The following is a 17,660-nucleotide window of genomic DNA, read 5'->3' as shown; positions in this document are numbered from 1 at the left end:
TGGCAATCCCGCCAGCGGTCGAAACACAGCGGATCAACGATGCTGTGGGCATGAATCGGCCAGACGCAACCAGAGCATCCGTGGCGTCGGCATCATCGGGCCTAGCGGCCGGAGTGCGTGACCTGGCCGGCGCATTCGTCGCAGTCCTCGCCTTTGGGATCGGCTTTGGTGCCGCGGCGGTCGCCGCCAATATTCCGCCCCTCGCCGCGATCGCCATGAGCGCATTTGTATTCGCGGGTGCATCTCAGTACGCAGCTCTTGATCTATGGACTGCGCCGCTCCCGCTGCTCAGCCTTGCGATGATGACGTTGGCCGTCAACGCGCGTCATTTGATATTTGGAATGACGCTGCGCGACTATCTGGCAAAGCACGGACGAGCATCGCGATACGCCGCTGTGGCCCTGTTGAGCGATGCCAATTGGGCCTCGACACAACAGGCGATTGCACGAGGCGAGCGCAATCTTGGGTATCTCGTCGGCGGTGGGTTGGTGTTATGGGGCGCCTGGATGATCGGCACGACCGTGGGCGCATGCGCCGGCCATACGCTCGGAGACCCGCAACGCTTCGGCCTCGATGCAATCATGCCTACGTTCTTTGTTTGCTCGCTGATAGGACTGGTGCGCGGTCGTGCCGATATTGCGCCGTGGATGTTGGCTGCGGCGTTGGCCTCGGCGCTGTCGCTTCTGATCCCTTCGCAGTGGGCGATCCTCATCGGTGCAGGATCTGGTGCGCTCTTCGGTGTGTCACGAGATGAATAGTCCCGGGATCGGCACGACCGATGTCATCGCAGCGATCCTGGTCATGGGTGGGGTGACGTATCTGACTCGCGTGGGCGGTCTGTGGCTGGTTGCTATCCTCCCCCCGACACAGCGGTTCGAGCGCTTTCTGCATCACTTGTCAGGATCCGTGCTGTCGGCCCTTGCAGTGACGATGGCTTGCAGCGGCGACGCAGCTCGCGCAACCGGCGTCGCGGGTGGCGCCGTCGTGATGCTGATTACAAGGAATGCATTCGCCGCTCTGCTCGCTGGCACGATTCTGACCGGACTCGTTCGAGCAGGAGGTGTTTAATGATCCAACCTATGCGATCTCATCTGCAGGGACCAGCACCAGCAGATCCGTGGGTCCCGGATCGACACCCGCCTGAAACAGCAGTGTGGTCACCTGACCTCGATGGTGCGTTTGATGATTGAAGAAGTGCATGAGCAGCGCATGAAAATTGCGACCCGACGGAACACCTTTCAAGCTGGAGAAGGTCAGAGACTGCTTCAATGCCTCGTCTCCCAGCGACGCAACGAACTTGACGATCAGCTCATCCAGCCGCTCGCGATAGCCTTGCAGCGAGGTCAAATCGGAGAATAAAGTCTCATTGAGCCGCGTGGGCAATGGCACATCGCTCATCGGCTGTAGTGAGGCTGCACAAGCCGGATGTGTGGAGAATCGTTTCAGCCAGATAGTGTCGGCTACCGCCAGATGATTCAGGGTTCCCAATATCGAACCGAAGAATGCACCTCTATCTGCTGTAATCGCATCGGCAGGCAATTTGGCCGCGGAAGCGAACAAAGAGCGATTCATCCACCGGTTATACTCGGCAAGCAGCTGAAAATGTGATGCAGTGTTCATGGCTCAGCGATGTCTTCTTTGTTGGCGTTCAGGATAGTCCACGGAATCGTCACCGGAAGGAGCACAGTATCGGCGACGAAGGAAAACGGCAGATCCAGACAGGTACCATGTGCGCACTTCAACTCGACCTGCCGCAGCGTGCCTGAGTAGATTTTGTTGCGCGTTTCGTCTTCCCCGAGCGTGGCAATTGTGCCGCAAGCGGTGAGCAAAGGAAAAAACGCGCAACCGAATACACGTAGTTTCATCTTCCGGCCCCGCAGGTCGTCGTCCACATAGACTGATCTTACTACCGTTTGCTTGGACTGCGCCGTACACGCGCTCGCTTAGAATGGCCGGTTGGACCAGACGGCTCCGTCCCTCTCTATTGTCTCCGATACTCCCGCGGCGTCGATCTCAAGCGCCGCGCGAACGCCCTCTGCAACGCGTCGCTAGAGCCGAAGCCTGACTTGGCCACGATACGATCGATCGGCCAATCGGTATGCTCCAGCAAGGCGCGCGCCTGATCGACGCGCACGCTCGCGACGAACTGCGTAGGCGCCAACCGGACTCCTCGCGAAATCGACGGGTAACGGTACGCTCCCTCATGTCGAGACGATCAGCCAGCATGCTGGTGATCAAAGGCGCGTTCGGGGGCTCGACGATCCATGCGAGCAGCTCGCGCATGCGATCAGAGCTCTGCGCCTGCGCTGACAGTGCGACGCTGAGCTGAGGTAGAAACAGGACCAGGTGTCGTGCGGCGACGACCGCTGCCGACCTCGAGTACGAGGGCAAAGGCTGGATGGTGTGACGCAGGCACCTGGGGAGCTAGGCGGCGGCCTTGAGCGAGTTGTGCGGATCGATCACGAATTTCTTCGCGACACCCGCGTCGAAGTCCTGGTAGCCCTTTGGCGCGGCATCCAGCGTAATCACCTCCACATTGACGGCCTTGGCGATCTGGATACGGTCATTCAGGATCGCCATCATCAAGCCGCGGTGATACTTCATTACGGGAGTCTGGCCGGTATAGAACGCATGCGACTTGGCCCAACCGAGTCCGAAACGCAGCCCGAGCGTGCCATGCCGTGCGGCTTCGTCTTTCGCACCCGGATCTTCGGTGACGTAGAGCCCCGGGATGCCGATCGCGCCCGCGGCACGCGTGACCTCCATCAATTGGTTGAGCACCACGGCAGGCTGGTCGGCGCCGCCATGCCCTTTCGCTTCGAAACCGACGCAATCCACCGCACAATCCACTTCCGGAACGCCCAGGATCTGTTCGATCCGTTCGGTGATCTTACCTCCCTCGCTCAGATCGATGGTTTCGCAACCGAACGAGCGTGCGTGTGCAAGGCGCTCCTTGTTGAGGTCGGTGACAATGACGACCGAGGCGCCCAACAGAAATGCAGCCGCCGCTGCCGCCAACCCCACCGGGCCAGCGCCGGAGATGAGCACTGTCGAACCGGTCGTAACACCCGCCGACACACAGCCGTGATAACCGGTCGGCAGAATGTCGCTCAGGCAGGTCAGGTCGCGCATTTTCTCCATGGCCTGAGCTTTATCTGGAAACTTCAGCGCATTCCAATCCGCATACGGCACCATCACATACTCAGCTTGTCCGCCGACCCAACCGCCCATGTCGACATAGCCGTAGGCTCCACCGGCTCGATCGCCATTTACATTCAGGCACACGCCGGTGTGCCGTTCCTTGCAATTGCGGCAGCGTCCGCAGGCGACGTTGAACGGCACGGAGATCAAATCGCCCTTCTCGATGAATTCGACGTCGCGGCCGCACTCAATGACCTCACCCGTGATCTCGTGCCCCAGCACCATGCCGACCGGCGCCGTGGTTCGACCACGCACCATGTGCTGATCGCTACCGCAGATGTTGGTCGCGATCAGTTTCACAATGACACCGTGTTCGCACTTGCGCTTGCCCAGCGCCAGCACCGGAAAGTCGATGCTCTGAATCTCAACTTTGCCGGGGCCTGTGTAAACGACGCCGCGATTGCTGGCCATGATGACTCTCCTGTTGGCTCGTCTTGCTACCGGAAGGCAGCGGCGCCGGCTTCGGCGACGGTCTGATCCTGCTCACCCGACCCGCCGCTGACACCGATCGCACCCACGACCCTGCCATCGCGTTTGAGCGGGATGCCGCCCGCGAAAATCATGATCCGCCCCGAGTTGGACATTTGGATACCGTAGAACTGCTTGCCCGGCTGCGCCTCTTTCGCCAGATCCTTGGTGGCAATGTCGAACGCGCGCGAGGTAAAGGCCTTCTTGATGGAAATGTCGATGCTACCGATCCAGGCACCATCCATGCGCTCATGCGCGATCAGATTGCCCCCCGCGTCAACGACAGCAATGTTCTGAGGCTGGCCGATTTGCGTCGCCTTCTTCTCGGCGGCAGCAATAATTGTCTTTGCGTCGTTGAGTGTGACCATGAAAATCTCCGGCAAGGAACCTCGAATGTCGGCGCACACCTACTGCCGATCGCAAAGTCAGCGACTACCGGGGCCGTGAACCGATCCGCAAAGGCAACGCAACTCAGTGACCCATGTTCCGCGTCCGATGCAGAACTTCATACTCGAGTCTCGAGCCGCGCGCAGCTACCAATCTCAATATGAGAGTTTCATCATGTGCGCGCAGGTCGACAGCGTCGTCGCGCCGTGACAGTCGGGCGCGCCGTGACGATGTCATCCGATAAATGACCCAGTGAAAGGTCCCACCCATGAACATCGTACTGCTCGGCGCAACAGGCTTTGTCGGCTCAGCGCTGCTGAAGGAAGCGCTCGACCGCGGACACACGGTCACCGCGATTGCTCGTGATCCCGGGAAACTGCAGCGGCAGGAGCGCCTCATTCCGAAAGCAGGCGATGTTCACGATATAGAAGCGCTGGCAACCCTGATCGCAGGCCACGATGCACTCATCAGCGCGTTCAATCCGGGTTGGAAGAATCCGCACCTGTACGACGAGCAAGTACGCGGCACGACCGCCATCATCGCCGCTATAAAAAAGGCAGGTATCAGGCGCGTACTGTGGGTAGGCGGCGCCGGTGGTCAGACGATCACCCCCGGCGTCCGCGTCGTCGATGCGCCGGGGTTTCCTGACTGGATAAAGCCCGGGTCGCTCGCGACGATCGACGCACTGGAGCAGTTGCGCAAGGAACCCTCGCTCGAGTGGTTCGTTTTTCTTTGCGCCTTTCCGCAGAGATTGAAAAATTCCGGGGTCGCGGACCGGAGAATTCCGGCTGGGCGACGATCAACTATTGGTGGACGTTAACGGCAAGAGCCACATCAGTGTGCAGGACTATGCCGTCGCGATGATCAATGAACTGGAGCGCCCTGCGCACATCCGGCAGCGCTTCACCGTTGGCTATTGAAGCGTCGCAATCGAGGCATACACAGCTTGTTATCTATTCAGCCACGTGTACGCGCTTTAGTAGCCACGAGCGAAGCATCTCAAACACCCCCGGGGCCATCCTGCTCCCGGAAGGCATTTCCCCCAATGAGTGGCCAGCGTTTGGGAAGATCTTGATGGTAAAGTCACCGTGGCCGGCACCCGAGAGCACCTTGCGCATGTTGCTCGCTGCATCCGAGGCGTCAGTTAAGGGATCCAACTCTCCGAACACTCCCAGGACGGGAGAGGTCACGTTCCCAAGTGCGGGCAATGGGCTGAATGAAAGGATGTGGTCCCAATCCCAGCGCATCTGTTCGAGCGAACTGTACTCTTTGCTGAAGTAACACAGCAGCCAGGCCTTGTTCGCCTTGCGGATTTCCTCTCGCTGACTAATGAACTGATCGTAGCCTTCTCCAGTGCGCGCCACTCTCATCCAAAGCTTGGCGAACTCTCGCGCCTCCTCGGCTTGAGCCGCGGAAAGACCGTGCGATCTAGGAATCGCTCCCGCTTGATAGAGGACTGTCTCCCACAGCGGCCCCATGAAGCCAGAGGAATTGATGGAGAACGCCACATCCTTGTTGCGCGCAGCGACCTGCGTTGCAAGCATTCCTCCCTCGCTCGATCCCCAGAAACCAATCTCCTTCGGGTTGATCTCCGGTCGCCGCTGCAGAAAGGCGAAGACAGCAAGAGCATCGTTCGCCAGGTCATCGGGATAGTACGCCGCAGGCAGCGGCGACTGAGCTCCCGTCGAAGCGTCCAGGCGCGTACCGGTTGAAGCGCCGGTGCCTCGTTTGTCGAAGATCAGAACAGCGAGCCCCAGCGAGGCGAAGAAACGCGGATACGGACCGAACGAGTAACGCGTCAACGGCCCGGAACCGTGCAGGAGGATGATGGCAGGGTGCGGCCCTTTGCCGGGCGGGATGAAAAGTGTTCCTGCGAGCCTCGTGTCGCCGTGGGGAATCTCGACAGCCTCCTCTGCCACGGGCACTCGCTCGGCAAAGTTTGTAGCACCCACTGCAGAGCGAAGTGAGATGCCCGTGACATTGCCCTGCGCGTCTTTGACGAATCGAACGTGCAGCTCGGCCGGGGACTGCACAGCGAACCCCGGGCCCATCACGAACTCCGTTTCTGAGACCGGAAACAGCAGCCGGACGACGCCTGATTGATAGTCTGCGATCAGCGCAACGCTCTCACCCGCATCCGTAATGAACCGTTGAATTCCCAGCTCATGATCCCGTGAGACGCGATAGTTACCATAGTAGGCGTCGTTGCCCCCGGCATTCGCACTGGATTGCTCGGATGCAGCCACGCCAGCGGCAGGCAGTACAAAAACGGCACACGCAAGGGCAAGACAGCGACAGATGGAGCGACGGTCAGTAGTGCTCATTGGGTGATCCATCCCTAGAGTTACAAGGCATATGCTAATGTTCGGTTTAATCCGAATACTCGGCGCCGACTCATCTTACACGGCAGCCGCATGCCCCGAACTGAGAAGTGCACATCATGGATGCTTGTGTGATCTTCGACATCGACGGAACCCTGGTAGACACCGTCGCAGACGATGCCCGCTTGTACGCCACCGCTGTCCGTGAGGTGCTGGGTGATGTTTCGACCAGACCGAGGTGGAGCGACTACGAGCATGTGACCGATCGCGGGATTCTCCGGCAAATATGCCATGAGAATGGTCTCGACATCACGCGATGCGAGCAGAATGTGAGAACGCGCTTCGGCGAATTGATGGCAGATCATCTTCGCCACGAGGGCTCCTGCTGCCCGACACCCGGCGCGCCAGGCCTTCTGGAAAACCTGCGGGAGGTGCTCCATTGCCGGATCGGCATAGCGACCGGCGGATGGGAACATACAGCTCGCATGAAGCTGGCACGCGCAGGCTACGACGTTGCGGGCATTCCTCTGACATCATCCGATGACGATCACGAACGTGTTCGTATCATGCAACGGTGCCGCACCTTGTTGCCTGCGACGGCAGTCACTGTCTACGTCGGTGATGGCGATTGGGACCAGAGGGCAAGTGAACGCCTGGGCTGGCGATTCATTGGCGTAGGCAGCCGGTTGCGTGGGAAGTGCGAGCATTGGCTGCAGGACTTTTCTGCCCCTGAACTGCTGAAAACGTTGATTGGATGAATATGAGATCTACGCTGCGCTTTCGAAAGAAACATTTGCACGTTCGATAAAGCATGCTATCTTTCGCGCCACTTGACTTGTAACGCGGCCTGGTGCCGCCTGTTGAAGCGAAACTGAAATGCTCTCGATCCACGGAACAGCCATGCAAAGACCAAGCGCACAGCGCGCCGCGTCCGGCTGCCCGTCGATCATGGGTAGCTGGTTACGGCCCATCGCGAAAAATTATCGCGACTTCGTGACCGAACTCGATCTGTAACCGCCTTTAGGGCTCCTTGCCCCGAAGGCGGTAAGCCGGACGGGGCACCCACGGGAGCCAAGCCACCTGAGATCCCTCTCAGAGTCGGCGAAAACCACCCAAAACAGTGTTCCGTCCGCGAGGTAATGCCCTCGATCCGGATTCGTACGCGCATGCGTATGGACCCCTGCGCCGCTCGCTCGGACAGGACGCTGTTTAACAATTGGAAACTGTAAGGGCTCTCACCCTTGCGCACATCCACGCCAACACCAGTTGATGTGCTTGCGACGCTGAGGGTGAGAGTCTGTAGCGAGTAAGAAATATTCCAAGCACGTGCAAGCGTGAGGGTCTTATTCGCTTACGAATTTTGCAGATGTGAGCTCAATTGTTGACTCACATCGTGTGACTGTTTGCGCGGGCGTAGCGGAAAAGGTAAACGCGACCCTAAAACGTGACAAGGGAAAGCCGAAGAGGCTACGCGGGTAATCAGCTGAGGCACGCGGTTGCGGATGCACCGAACGGCTACTTCAGTGGGTCGCTAGGGAAGCGCGTTTCCAAGCCGATGCTGTCTTCGAGTAATGATCGGAGTTCCGCCATGTGCAGGTTCGAATCCTGTCGCCCGCACCAATATTTAACCCTGGCGCCTGATCCAATATGAATTTGCCGCGGTAACTCAGAGGCCAGAGTGCTCGCCTGTCTAGCGAGAAGTCGTGGGTTCGAATCCCATCCGTGGCGCCATCCATTAACCGTTGTTCAACCAGAGGAGGAGTAACGATGAGTCCGCACATTCTCGCGCTCGACGTCGCCGGCGCTCCGCATCGGTGGATCAACGTGCGTGAAGCCGCGCAGTACTACGCAACCGACATGATCGCGTGGGCTACCGGTACAAACGAGTTTCTGCTTCGCGGCGGTACGCAGCGATCCACTGGGATCCAGTCGCTGATCCGTGCGAACTCCATCATCGCGATCAAAGGGAAGGACTTCATCGTCCGCAACTTCGATCAGGTGGCAGCACTCACCAAGGAAATGCTGCTCGCACGAGACCGCTACGTCTGCGCCTACTGCGCACAGCGGTTTCGCTTCGATCAGCTCGACATGGAGCACATCGTGCCGCGCTCCAAGGGTGGCGAGAACTCCTGGATGAATCTCGTCGCTGCCTGCAAGGCGTGCAACAACCGCAAGGCCGATCGCACGCCGGAGGCTGCAGGTATGAAGCTGCATTACGTGCCGTACGTTCCGAACCGGTACGAGGCCTTCATTCTAAGCAACCGCAAGATCCTCGCCGACCAGATGGAGTTCCTGCTCCAGGGTGTACCGAGGAATTCGAGGATGCGATCGATCGCATGAAACCGGCAGGCGGAAATTCGTCCGCCTGCCGCCGTCCATAAGAATTTTGACGAGCGCGAAACCCGCGTTGGTCATCACCGAGGTCCTGGTGAGCGTATGCGCCAGCGGTTGTGGTTCGAACCACACTGGCACGCTGCAGCGCTGCTGCTGTGTGTACCCGCGCACAACGCAACCATGTCCACCACTGCAATGTAGCTCAGCTGGATAGAGCAAGCAGCTCATAACTGCTCGGTCGAGGGTTCGACTCCCTCTATTGCAACGACTTGAGATGTCGTTACTGGTAAGAGCCGCAAGGCTCGGGGTTCGACTCCCCCTGTTGGATGCCAGCAGCATCTTATCCGCGAGACGCAAGTCTCGCACCCGAGGCGCCCCAGCGATCCCTGATCGAGCTTACGCAAGTGAGCGACGATCACATCGCAGCGCGTACCACGCCCTGTGCATCGATGCTCTGCGTGTGCCCAATCTGACGAAGAGAACGGTTGAAAAAGTGCTCGTGCCAGGAAGGCGCGAGCGATGACAACCGTGCTCGCGCCGGGGATGGACACGACGAACGCGATGCCCGTGCGGTAGGTGTGGGGTGGCTTCGGACTCATTCAAAGAACGCCGCTGGATTGGGCCAGCGGTGGCATTGGGCGAAGGAAACAGAGAAAGAAGAAGGAGGCAATCATGACGATGAAGCGAATCACTGTCGCCCAGCATGAGCGTGCACTGGTTTGGAAGAACAAGACCTTTGCAGGTGTGCTGGAGCCGGGTAAGCACTGGCTCATCGCGCCGATGAGCGACGTACAGGCGCAACTCTATGACCTGACGGTCCCGGAGTTCGAACACGCACGCGTGGACTTCCTCGTGAAGGATGCGCGGGCGACGATGGAACAGCACTTCGACATCGTCGAGCTCACCGATAGCGAGGCGGGTCTTGTTTACAAGAACGGTAAGCTGGCCGGCGTGCTCGCACCCGGCAAGCGTCAGCTGTATTGGAAGGGCCCGATCGAAGTGAAGGTCGAGAAGATCGACCTCACGGCGGATCTGGAAGTGCCGGCGCGCTTGTCAAAGCTGCTGGCGCGAGCAAAGCAGCCGCTGGCTGCACAGGCAGCGGACGCCACCAGCTCGATCGAGGTGCCGGATACCTCGGTCGCAATGCTGATCGTGGACGGCAAGTTCGTGAAGCTGCTCGAGCCTGGCCTGCACGTGTTCTGGAAGTTCCAGCGCACGGTGAAGGTCGAGCTCGTCGATCGCCGGGTGCAGACCATGGAAGTCTCGGGTCAGGACATCCTGACGAAGGACAAGGTCAGCTTGCGCGTCAACCTCACTGCCCTGTGGCAGGTGGAGGATGTCGTGCTGGCGCGCACGCAGCTGCAGAACTTCGTGGAGTACATCTACAAGGAGCTGCAGTTCGCGCTGCGTGAGGCGATCGGTAGCCGTACGCTCGATGAATTGCTCGGTGCCAAGGGCAACCTGGATCGTGAGATCCAGACCTCGGCGCGCGGCAAGATCGAGCAGCACGGTATCAAGCTGGCAAGCGTAGGGATCAAGGACGTGATCCTGCCGGGTGAGATGAAGGAGATTCTCAACCGAGTCGTGGAAGCCGAGAAGGTTGCGCAAGCGAACCTGATCAAGCGTCGCGAAGAGACCGCGGCAACCCGCTCCCTTCTGAACACGGCGCGTCTCATGGACGAGAACCCGACGCTGCTGCGCCTGAAGGAGCTGGAAACGCTGGAGAAGGTGACGGAGAAGGTCGACAAGCTGACGGTCTTCGGCGGCCTCGACGGCGTGTTGAAGGATGTCGTGCGCATTCAGGTTCCGGCGAACTGAAGTGAGCTACGACAACATCAAGCAGGAGAGCTCGGTCGAAAGATCGGGCTCTCTTTTTGACTTATCACTGCGAAGGGTGCGGACGCGAGTATCCGGCCGATGTTTGCACACTATGGCAATCCCTTGCGCGAGATATGCAAACAAGCCCGTTGTCATGACTTAATCTTGCTCAGTCGCAAAGGCTCGGGGACATTGCGCCCGAAATTGATATAGTCCGCGGCAAGCGGCCTTGGGCACGAACGAGCCGCGTTCCATCGGCGGGAATAAACATGAATATCAACACGGCGGTTGTCCGGAGCGTCTTGGCCGCGCTTTGTTTGTCGTTGCTATCAGCCTGTGGCGGCGGCGGTGGTGGCGGCGGCAGTGGCGGTACCGGAGGCGGAGGCACGAGCACGAGCGGCGGATATTCGATCTCGCTGTCGACGCAGGCTCTGACATTCTCGGGCACGCAGTACTCTTCCATTCCCGCGCAGACCGTCACTGCGACGTTCAAAGGCGATGGCGTGCTCGTCGGCACGCGACCGGGCGAGGTCTTACCGCAGTGGCTACGGGTGTCGAACACCGGCGTCACCGGCGATCGTGCCGTCTTTTCCGTTGAAATCGTGCCTGGGTCCCTGGCGGCCGGTACTCACTCGACTGCGCTGCGTTTTGTCAGCGGCAATGCCAACGGCTCCAATACGGTTTATCAGGAGCTGGCCATCACCTTGAATTTGCGCGAGGGCTTCCGAGCCACTGCTCCCGACATCAACTTTTCCGTGGTGGAAGGAGGACCGTTCACGCCCGCGGAGGGCGTCACGATCGACATCACTGGCGAGAACATTTCATGGAGCGTCGACGGGCCGAGCTGGCTGCATTTCTCCGCCACCAGCGGCACGCAGCGGGGTTCGATTGTCGTCACGCCGAATCCGACCGGACTGGCTCCCGGCCGCTATCAGCAGATATTCGGTATCAAGGATAGTATCAGCGGCAACGAGTGGCGCTTCTTGGGAGTCGTCCAGGTCGTCGTGCCGCAACTCACGGCCAGCGCGACCCGTTTCGATATCACTTTGAATTCCCAGACACCCGAGGCCGACACTCACCACGGCGTGGTGATCTCCGATTCCGCCCTGGGGCAAAATCTGCCGCGCGCCATTGCCTGGACCGCCGAGAGCAACTCATCACTGCTCCACGTAGCTCCGTCCAGCGGCACGACGGCCGGCGCGCCGACGACGCTGACGCTCGACCTGGATCGCAGCGAGCTGAATGCGTTGCGCACGGGCGTCTACACACCGGCCGCGACGATCAAATACGGCTATTACGAGAACAGGTATCTGAACTTCAATGTGAGTGTGCGCCTGCCGCGCGCCAATGCCGCCGACCCCTATTTCCTGCGGCCAGGCACGCCGGACACCATCCGCTTGTTGGGCGAGGATTTCACGCAGGACGACCTGGAGCTGCTGCGAATTAACAACCAGCCGCTGTCGGCGCTCGGCGCATCGGCGTCGCTGACCAGCGCACGAGAGATTGCGCTGACTCTGCCCGCACTCGCCGCCAACGACTACGAAGTGAGCTTTCAAAATCAGCTCGGACTGAGCCGCTCGGCGGCCGCGATCAAAGTAGCCGCCGCTCCCCTCACACCGGGCGCCGGAGAAATGGTTGGTACCGGCAATCGCATGAAGCTGCTGTACGACGCCATCCGGTCCCGCCTGTACGGAATCGACACCCTGAATAGCGAGATCGAGCGCTATGAATGGAACGGCACGCAATGGAATGCACTGCCTTCCCTATCGATAGCGCTCCTTCAGGATGCAGCCTTGCTACGCGACGGCCGCCATATGGTCGCGGTCAGCTACGGCGCTTTCCATAGCGTCGATCTGGACAGTGGCGTGGCTACGCCGATGCCGGGCAACCCCAATCCGGCCTGTGTTTACTCGCATGTCGTCACCCCGACGACTGGCACGGTGTTCGCATCACTCAATAGCTCCTGTTCCGCGTCGGATATCGGCGAGCTGGACCTGCTGTCCGGGGCGATGAAGGGCCCACTGATAACGAACTACGACTACCGTGACTGGAATTTCTATCGAGCCAACCTCGCCACCAGCGGCGATGGCCGAGTGGTCGCGATCGGCAACACCTCGACCAGCGGCGGCAACTATGTGCTGTTCGATACATCGACGCGGTCGGTCATCGATAAAGGGAACTGGTCCCGTTACGGCGTCTACTATTACTATCGCTTCAGCCTGGATCGCACCGGCGCCAAAGTGCTAATCAACAATACCTCCCTGCGAGATCAAGCTGGCATTACGCTGGGTAGATTGCCGACGAACAGCGCGGCCACGTTGTCCGCGGACGGTAGCCGCGCTTATGTCTATGTCCACGGCGCTGGCGGCACAGGGCATGTGGCGGTGTTCAATACCTCGGCCGCGGTTGGCGCGAACAGCACCTTCCCCCAAATCGGCGCCGACATTCCGGTGCCCGAAGACATGGGCACCCCCGATCGCGATTACGACTACGGCAATGTCACCAGCTTTGGCAGCACATTGTCCGCCGATGAGCGATTGCTGTTCGTGGCGGGATCGACTCGCATCGTGGCTGTCGAGTTGCCGTAAGCGACCAACGAGCGGCACCCGCAATCAGGAGTAGCGCGAACAGATCGAGCGGTCCAGTGGTGCCCCCTCCCCCACGACGCCCCGAACTCGATCCGCCGCCCGTAGGCGCGCTGGGCGCGCTCGTTGCATTGATGGTGACCTGAGCGGCGTTGTTGTCGTTCGCGGGGTCTCGTTCGTGCGCGCTGGCGCGTGCATTTACTGAGAAAACTCCGGCCGCCGGCGTGAAATCGAATGTCACTCTGGCGACCTCCCCCAACCCGAGCGCCCCGATCGAGCACGTGAATGCACCTGCACTTGGCGAGCACGTGCCACGATTGCTCGCGATCGTCGTGCTCGCGGCGGCCTGAGAGAAAGTGCCGGAAAGCGAGACCAGACTTGCAGAGAACGGTCCCTGATTACGCACTTCGAAGCTGATGCGTGCGGTCGTACCCTCACGAACCTCCGCCGCAGGTGGCGTTGCCGTGAGAAGCAGATCCAGCGCGATCTCCATCGCCTGCACACCATGTACCTCGGTGCCCACGTAGATGATGCTCGGGTTGAGCGTATCGAGAGCGACTCGACGCACGCGCTTTCGCGACCCCGAATAGATCGTTTGCCATGACGCACCTCCATCGACCGACCGATCGAGCGTTCCGTGCGCGGCGTAGATGACGTCCGGATTCGAGGGATCGAGCGCGACGTCATCGAACTGCGCGGCAGCACTCTGATCGATAGCCGGCAGTGCCGTCCAACTCTGCCCTGCATCTACCGACCGACTGAGGCTACCGCTGGCGGCCGCATAGATCACGTTGGAGTTCGTGGGATTCACGACCAGACGATTGATCGATTGAGAGGCGATGCCCGTGTTCGCTGCCAACCACGTGTGGCCGCCATCGGTGCTCTTCACCACACCGAAAGCAGCGCCGCGTCGACCGCCGGCGCCAGCATAGAGAACGGCTGGATCTGCGGGATCCGTGGCAAGTGCGGCGAAGTCGCGAAAATCCGCCGGCGTCGACGTGAACTCCCAATTCACGCCGCCATTGGTGCTGCGGACGATGCCGAAGTGGGTTGCGCCGATGAACGTGTCGGCCAAGGCGGCATCTGGAATCAGATCATAGTATGGCGTGCCCAGGTCACCGAACAGCCAGCTGGCACCGCCGTCCGGAGTGATGCGCAGTCCGCCTGTGCGGATGCCTATGAGCCACTTACTTGCCGGCGCCGCCGCATCGAAAGCGACGATCGATGTGCCGCTGGGCGCACCTCCGGAGCGAAAGGAATGATTGTCGAGCCGTGTCCACGAGCCGTCGGTATCCGAGCTCACGTACGCGGCGCCTGGCGACAGGCCTACTAGTATTCGGCGCTGCGAGCCGGGTGCCGTGCGCAGCGTTTCGACACGCGTGGCAGATATTCCGGCTGACGCAGATGTCCAGGTGCTACCCCCATCGCTAGACGCGCAGATTCCTTCATCGCCGCCGCCGACCAGATGGCTGGGGTCGCGCGGGTCCACATGCAGATGGTTGAACCAGCCGCACGTCAGGCCGTCATCCGTGTTGAACAATTCCCACGGGGCGCCGCCGTCCCTCGTTCTGAAGATGGCGTTGTGGATGCTGCCGACGTAGATCCGGTTCGAATCCTGCGGATCGAACGCGACGACCGGCCCGGCCGCGCCGCCGACGATGGACCAGCTTGCGCCGGCATCGTGCGACTCGAGTAGCTGAACTGCGGAGAGTAGCAGGTGATCTTGATCCGCCGGATCGACAACGATGCTGTACTCAAGCGAGCCCCCAGGGCCGGCCATGAGTTGCGTCCACGTCGCGCCGCCATTGGTGCTCTTGAACACCCCTCCATTGAGCATGCCGGCATAGAGGATGTCTTTGTTCACTAGATCGATCGTCAGTGCGACGAAATACGATGCCACGAGCGGCGGCGTCGCCGCGGGGGTTACGTTACTCCAATGCGCCCCACCGTCGTCGCTCTTCAGCAGCGCTCCAGCTGCGGTAGCGGCCAGCAGCCGCATGCCATCGTGACTGATCGCAAGATCGATGACGCCGGCATCGCTTCCCCCCGCACCCACGAAGGTAAACGTTTCGCCCCGATCGGCACTACGCCACAGGCCGGAATTGATCTCGAACACATACAGCACGTCGCCGTTGGTCGGGTCGACGACCAGAGCCGTGAGCGTGTCCGAGAACTCTTTCGGCCGGGCAGTCCACGACATGCCATTGTCGGTAGAGACGTAGAACCGCTCCTCCACGATCGAATACAACACACCGGCGGCTGCTGGGTGGAACACGAGGCCACGCACGTAGCCGCCACTCGGACCGATCTGCGTCCATTCATTTACGGCCGCACTCGTGGGCGTGCACCAGGCGACGAGACCGATGAGAGCGAGCAGCTGACGCAACGTGCGACGAGCACAAAATATTCTTCTCATGGAGTGCCGCATCCTGGCGGCCACCGGCATGGCCGATATTGTGATTCCGAGTGTGGTGCCGGTGCGCAGAATCTTAGCAGCGCTCGAGCCCTTGATCCAAGTCAGGGCTGGACACCCCATGGACCCGCCGGAACGGGAGAAATAGCCTCAACGCGACCGCTCGACGCAGCGGCGATAGGAGACTGCCCGTTAGTTCGTCAAGTTGGCGAGCGTGGGCACTACAAGGTTTACTTGGCATCTCGATCCATGCTCAGGAACCGCGAGTTCCTTAGAAACGGTTCCTCCCACCGCGAGGTCTGGCTCACAAGCGGAAGGCAACGTCCGCACCAACGGTCCATCCGGTGACGTGCGTGCCCCACACGTACGATCCGCCGATCCCGATCCACTGGACTTTCTCGATTACGAGCACAACGAACCTCGGCTCGTGGCCGCGCGAAAAGACACTGAGGGCGGGCAAAGCGGCCGCTGAGAGGTGGGTTGCGTCTGTGTAGCTGCGACGCGGATTAGACCAAGGGGACATATGCGACTCGTGCGTCGTGCGATAGCTTGCATGCCTCTGAAAGGAGCATGAAGTGAAAAAATCCGCAGGCGCTCGTCGCAAGGGTGTAAGGCAAAAGGCTTCAAATCCGCACGAGACCTCGCCGCAGAAGCGAGGTAAGTTATTTACGTTCACCATCGACCCGGCGACCGCGCAGGTCATCAAGTTTGAGACCGTTGACGCGAGTGGCGCCAGCCACGAGATCTCAGGTGAGGAGACCGCGAATCTCGCACAACCAGGAAGCCAGAAACTGGAGCAAGCTATCGAGGAGGCCTTCGAGGCGGGAATCGATTGCGTCTTGGGCGAAGAAGATGGCCAGAACGAGACCAAGGAGTCGGAGAAAGACGCAGAGCTGCGCCACGCGTTGCTTACGCAACTGATCGCGCACAGTCCGGCCAAGCACCTGCTGGAGCGCGAATCCATGAACCGGCTGCTCCTGGAAACGTTGATTCAGCAAGCCAAAAACACCCCAGGCCGCCCCGCGGCCAGCGCGTGACTTCGGTTCGCGCGCCGACTGGGATTTCGACGATTCAATCAAGTCAGTAGGAGACCTTTATGAGCGCTTCGCTTGAGAATGAGGATCTGCTGAAAATGGCAGCCGGTGGCAAGATGCGCCGCCGACGTTTGCGCAATGTGCTCATCGCGCACCTGCTGCGCGAGGGCGGTGAAGCAAGCGAAGAGGAGGAAGGTGAAGATGAGTACGGCGAGGAAAGCGGCGGTGGTGAGCGCAAGCTCGCGCGACTGCTGATCGCCAGTCGCATTCTGCGTCGCGGACGTGTGCGACGCATGCTTCTTGCGCACCTGCTCAGTGAGAGAAGAGATGAAGAAGGTGAAGAGGAGGACGAGGGTGTGGATGAGTACGGCGAGGAAGGCAGCGGTGATGAGCGCAAGCTCGCGCGGTTGCTGATCGCCAGTCGTATTCTGCGTCGCCGACGCGTGCGACAGATGCTTCTCGCGCACCTGGTACGCGAGGGAGGCGAAGCCGGCGAGGAAGAGGACGAGGATGAGTACGGCGAGGAAGCTGGCGACGGTGAGCACAGGCTCGCGCGGCTCCAAATGGGCAAGCGTGGGCTGCGCCGAACGCGGGCACGCCGCATGTTGATCGCGCATCTGATGCGCGAACGACGCGAAGAAGCGGCATAACGATCGCAGGGAGCGCATATAAGAAAAATAGCGCCACAGTGACGGCCGAAGGATCTTTCTCCGACGGCCGTCGCGCGGATTGACAGGTACGCCGCCCTCGCCCGTCTGCCGATCTCGAACCACCCAGGTGAACTAGCGGGCTAAAAAGGATCTACCCGATCTGACCAAGTCGCTTCGGATCTGAAATAAACACTATTCTCTTGGTTCAGCGTGCACGTCTTGATAGGCAAGCATGGCGAGCAGGCGCTGCTCCTTATCGTCATCGAAACCGCAGGTATGGACCCACTCCTGCGGATTTTCGTAGGTGCCGAACAACATATCCCACCAAGTAATGTCTCCGTAGTTATTCTTATGCCGGCCATACTGATGATGAATGCGGTGCATTTCCGGTCGTTGAAATACAAATCCCACCCATCGTGGCGCTGTCTCTTATACACATCTGACGCTGC

General features: G+C 60.1%; 15 protein-coding genes, 2 tRNA genes and 2 pseudogenes. 11 read left to right on the top strand and 8 right to left on the bottom strand.

Annotation, left to right across the window (positions count from 1 at the left end; all coding sequences use genetic code 11):
* Positions 1-113 precede the first annotated feature (113 nt).
* Both D0550_RS05650 and D0550_RS05645 read left to right on the top strand, forming a co-directional pair.
* On the top strand, positions 114-758 hold the full coding sequence (locus tag D0550_RS05650) for an AzlC family ABC transporter permease (RefSeq protein ID WP_161965653.1): 645 nt from the start codon (positions 114-116) through the stop codon (positions 756-758).
* On the top strand, positions 751-1,068 hold the full coding sequence (locus tag D0550_RS05645; protein WP_116808140.1) for an AzlD family protein: 318 nt from the start codon (positions 751-753) through the stop codon (positions 1,066-1,068). The genes D0550_RS05650 and D0550_RS05645 overlap by 8 nt, the downstream gene beginning before the upstream one ends.
* Positions 1,069-1,077: 9 nt before the next feature.
* On the opposite strand, the gene D0550_RS05640 is transcribed toward D0550_RS05645, so the two are convergent.
* The 5 genes from D0550_RS05640 to D0550_RS05620 form a co-directional block, all read right to left on the bottom strand.
* Complete coding sequence (locus D0550_RS05640; protein ID WP_116808139.1) at positions 1,078-1,620, bottom strand: DinB family protein; 543 nt, start codon at positions 1,618-1,620, stop codon at positions 1,078-1,080.
* On the bottom strand, positions 1,617-1,865 hold the full coding sequence (locus tag D0550_RS05635) for a YceK/YidQ family lipoprotein (RefSeq protein WP_116808138.1): 249 nt from the start codon (positions 1,863-1,865) through the stop codon (positions 1,617-1,619). Before D0550_RS05635 ends, D0550_RS05640 begins: the two co-directional genes overlap by 4 nt.
* Before the next feature lie 116 nt (positions 1,866-1,981).
* Entirely contained in the window at positions 1,982-2,161 is a 180-nt protein-coding gene (locus D0550_RS37090) for a helix-turn-helix domain-containing protein (RefSeq protein ID WP_161965652.1), read from the bottom strand.
* 263 nt (positions 2,162-2,424) lie between these two features.
* Positions 2,425-3,612: a formaldehyde dehydrogenase, glutathione-independent gene (fdhA, locus tag D0550_RS05625; RefSeq protein WP_116808136.1), complete on the bottom strand. Its 1,188-nt coding sequence runs from the start codon at positions 3,610-3,612 to the stop codon at positions 2,425-2,427.
* Between the two features lie 26 nt (positions 3,613-3,638).
* Positions 3,639-4,037, bottom strand: coding sequence for a GlcG/HbpS family heme-binding protein (locus D0550_RS05620; protein ID WP_116808208.1), 399 nt, complete (start codon positions 4,035-4,037; stop codon positions 3,639-3,641).
* A 287-nt stretch (positions 4,038-4,324) separates the two neighbouring features.
* Here D0550_RS05620 and D0550_RS05615 point away from each other — a divergent pair.
* Positions 4,325-4,976 (top strand): annotated as a pseudogene (locus tag D0550_RS05615) (NAD(P)-dependent oxidoreductase).
* Positions 4,977-5,009: 33 nt separating this feature from the next.
* On the opposite strand, the gene D0550_RS05610 reads toward D0550_RS05615, so the two are convergent.
* Complete coding sequence (locus D0550_RS05610; protein ID WP_161965651.1) at positions 5,010-6,380, bottom strand: alpha/beta hydrolase family protein; 1,371 nt, start codon at positions 6,378-6,380, stop codon at positions 5,010-5,012.
* Between the two features lie 128 nt (positions 6,381-6,508).
* Here D0550_RS05610 and D0550_RS05605 point away from each other — a divergent pair, with 128 nt between their 5' ends.
* From D0550_RS05605 to D0550_RS05580, 6 genes are all read left to right on the top strand, one after another.
* A complete protein-coding gene (locus D0550_RS05605; protein ID WP_161965650.1) occupies positions 6,509-7,135 on the top strand; it encodes an HAD family hydrolase in 627 nt (208 codons plus the stop codon).
* Positions 7,136-8,032: 897 nt separating this feature from the next.
* A tRNA-Asp gene (locus D0550_RS05600) sits at positions 8,033-8,108 on the top strand.
* Between the two features lie 36 nt (positions 8,109-8,144).
* The gene (locus D0550_RS05595) at positions 8,145-8,717 is read left to right on the top strand and encodes an HNH endonuclease (RefSeq protein WP_116808133.1); all 573 of its coding nucleotides are present in this window, start codon (positions 8,145-8,147) and stop codon (positions 8,715-8,717) included.
* A gap of 185 nt (positions 8,718-8,902) precedes the next feature.
* Positions 8,903-8,976, top strand: a tRNA-Ile gene (locus D0550_RS05590).
* 407 nt (positions 8,977-9,383) lie between these two features.
* Positions 9,384-10,529: a slipin family protein gene (locus tag D0550_RS05585; protein ID WP_206606105.1), complete on the top strand. Its 1,146-nt coding sequence runs from the start codon at positions 9,384-9,386 to the stop codon at positions 10,527-10,529.
* Between the two features lie 269 nt (positions 10,530-10,798).
* Positions 10,799-13,117: a hypothetical protein gene (locus tag D0550_RS05580; RefSeq protein ID WP_116808132.1), complete on the top strand. Its 2,319-nt coding sequence runs from the start codon at positions 10,799-10,801 to the stop codon at positions 13,115-13,117.
* On the opposite strand, the gene D0550_RS05575 is transcribed toward D0550_RS05580, so the two are convergent.
* The gene (locus tag D0550_RS05575) at positions 13,029-15,530 is read right to left on the bottom strand and encodes a DUF11 domain-containing protein (protein WP_153067048.1); all 2,502 of its coding nucleotides are present in this window, start codon (positions 15,528-15,530) and stop codon (positions 13,029-13,031) included. The two genes, D0550_RS05580 and D0550_RS05575, sit on opposite strands and share 89 nt — an antisense overlap.
* Positions 15,531-16,102: 572 nt before the next feature.
* Between D0550_RS05575 and D0550_RS05565 the strand changes: the two genes are divergently transcribed.
* Positions 16,103-16,564: a hypothetical protein gene (locus D0550_RS05565; RefSeq protein ID WP_116808129.1), complete on the top strand. Its 462-nt coding sequence runs from the start codon at positions 16,103-16,105 to the stop codon at positions 16,562-16,564.
* Positions 16,565-16,623: 59 nt separating this feature from the next.
* Positions 16,624-17,211 (top strand): hypothetical protein, encoded by a 588-nt coding sequence (locus D0550_RS05560; protein ID WP_116808128.1) that lies wholly within the window; start codon positions 16,624-16,626, stop codon positions 17,209-17,211.
* A 192-nt stretch (positions 17,212-17,403) separates the two neighbouring features.
* On the opposite strand, the pseudogene D0550_RS05555 reads toward D0550_RS05560, so the two are convergent.
* A pseudogene (locus D0550_RS05555) lies at positions 17,404-17,631 on the bottom strand (sterol desaturase family protein); the annotation flags it as partial.
* Positions 17,632-17,660: the final 29 nt, after the last annotated feature.

Source organism: Steroidobacter cummioxidans, assembly GCF_003104955.1.
The sequence above is the reverse complement of the archived record's forward strand: the minus strand, read 5'-3'. Positions and strand labels throughout refer to the sequence as shown.

Bases quoted from the DNA above. Each gene is read 5' to 3' on its own strand.
- D0550_RS05645 (WP_116808140.1), top strand. From the start codon at position 751: ATGAATAGTCCCGGGATCGGCACGACCGATGTCATCGCAGCGATCCTG.
- D0550_RS05640 (WP_116808139.1), bottom strand. From the start codon at position 1,620: ATGAACACTGCATCACATTTTCAGCTGCTTGCCGAGTATAACCGGTGG.
- D0550_RS05635 (WP_116808138.1), bottom strand. From the start codon at position 1,865: ATGAAACTACGTGTATTCGGTTGCGCGTTTTTTCCTTTGCTCACCGCT.
- fdhA (WP_116808136.1), bottom strand. From the start codon at position 3,612: ATGGCCAGCAATCGCGGCGTCGTTTACACAGGCCCCGGCAAAGTTGAG.
- D0550_RS05620 (WP_116808208.1), bottom strand. From the start codon at position 4,037: ATGGTCACACTCAACGACGCAAAGACAATTATTGCTGCCGCCGAGAAG.
- D0550_RS05610 (WP_161965651.1), bottom strand. From the start codon at position 6,380: ATGAGCACTACTGACCGTCGCTCCATCTGTCGCTGTCTTGCCCTTGCG.
- D0550_RS05595 (WP_116808133.1), top strand. From the start codon at position 8,145: ATGAGTCCGCACATTCTCGCGCTCGACGTCGCCGGCGCTCCGCATCGG.
- D0550_RS05585 (WP_206606105.1), top strand. From the start codon at position 9,384: ATGACGATGAAGCGAATCACTGTCGCCCAGCATGAGCGTGCACTGGTT.
- D0550_RS05580 (WP_116808132.1), top strand. From the start codon at position 10,799: ATGAATATCAACACGGCGGTTGTCCGGAGCGTCTTGGCCGCGCTTTGT.
- D0550_RS05575 (WP_153067048.1), bottom strand. From the start codon at position 15,530: ATGAGAAGAATATTTTGTGCTCGTCGCACGTTGCGTCAGCTGCTCGCT.
- D0550_RS05560 (WP_116808128.1), top strand. From the start codon at position 16,624: ATGAGCGCTTCGCTTGAGAATGAGGATCTGCTGAAAATGGCAGCCGGT.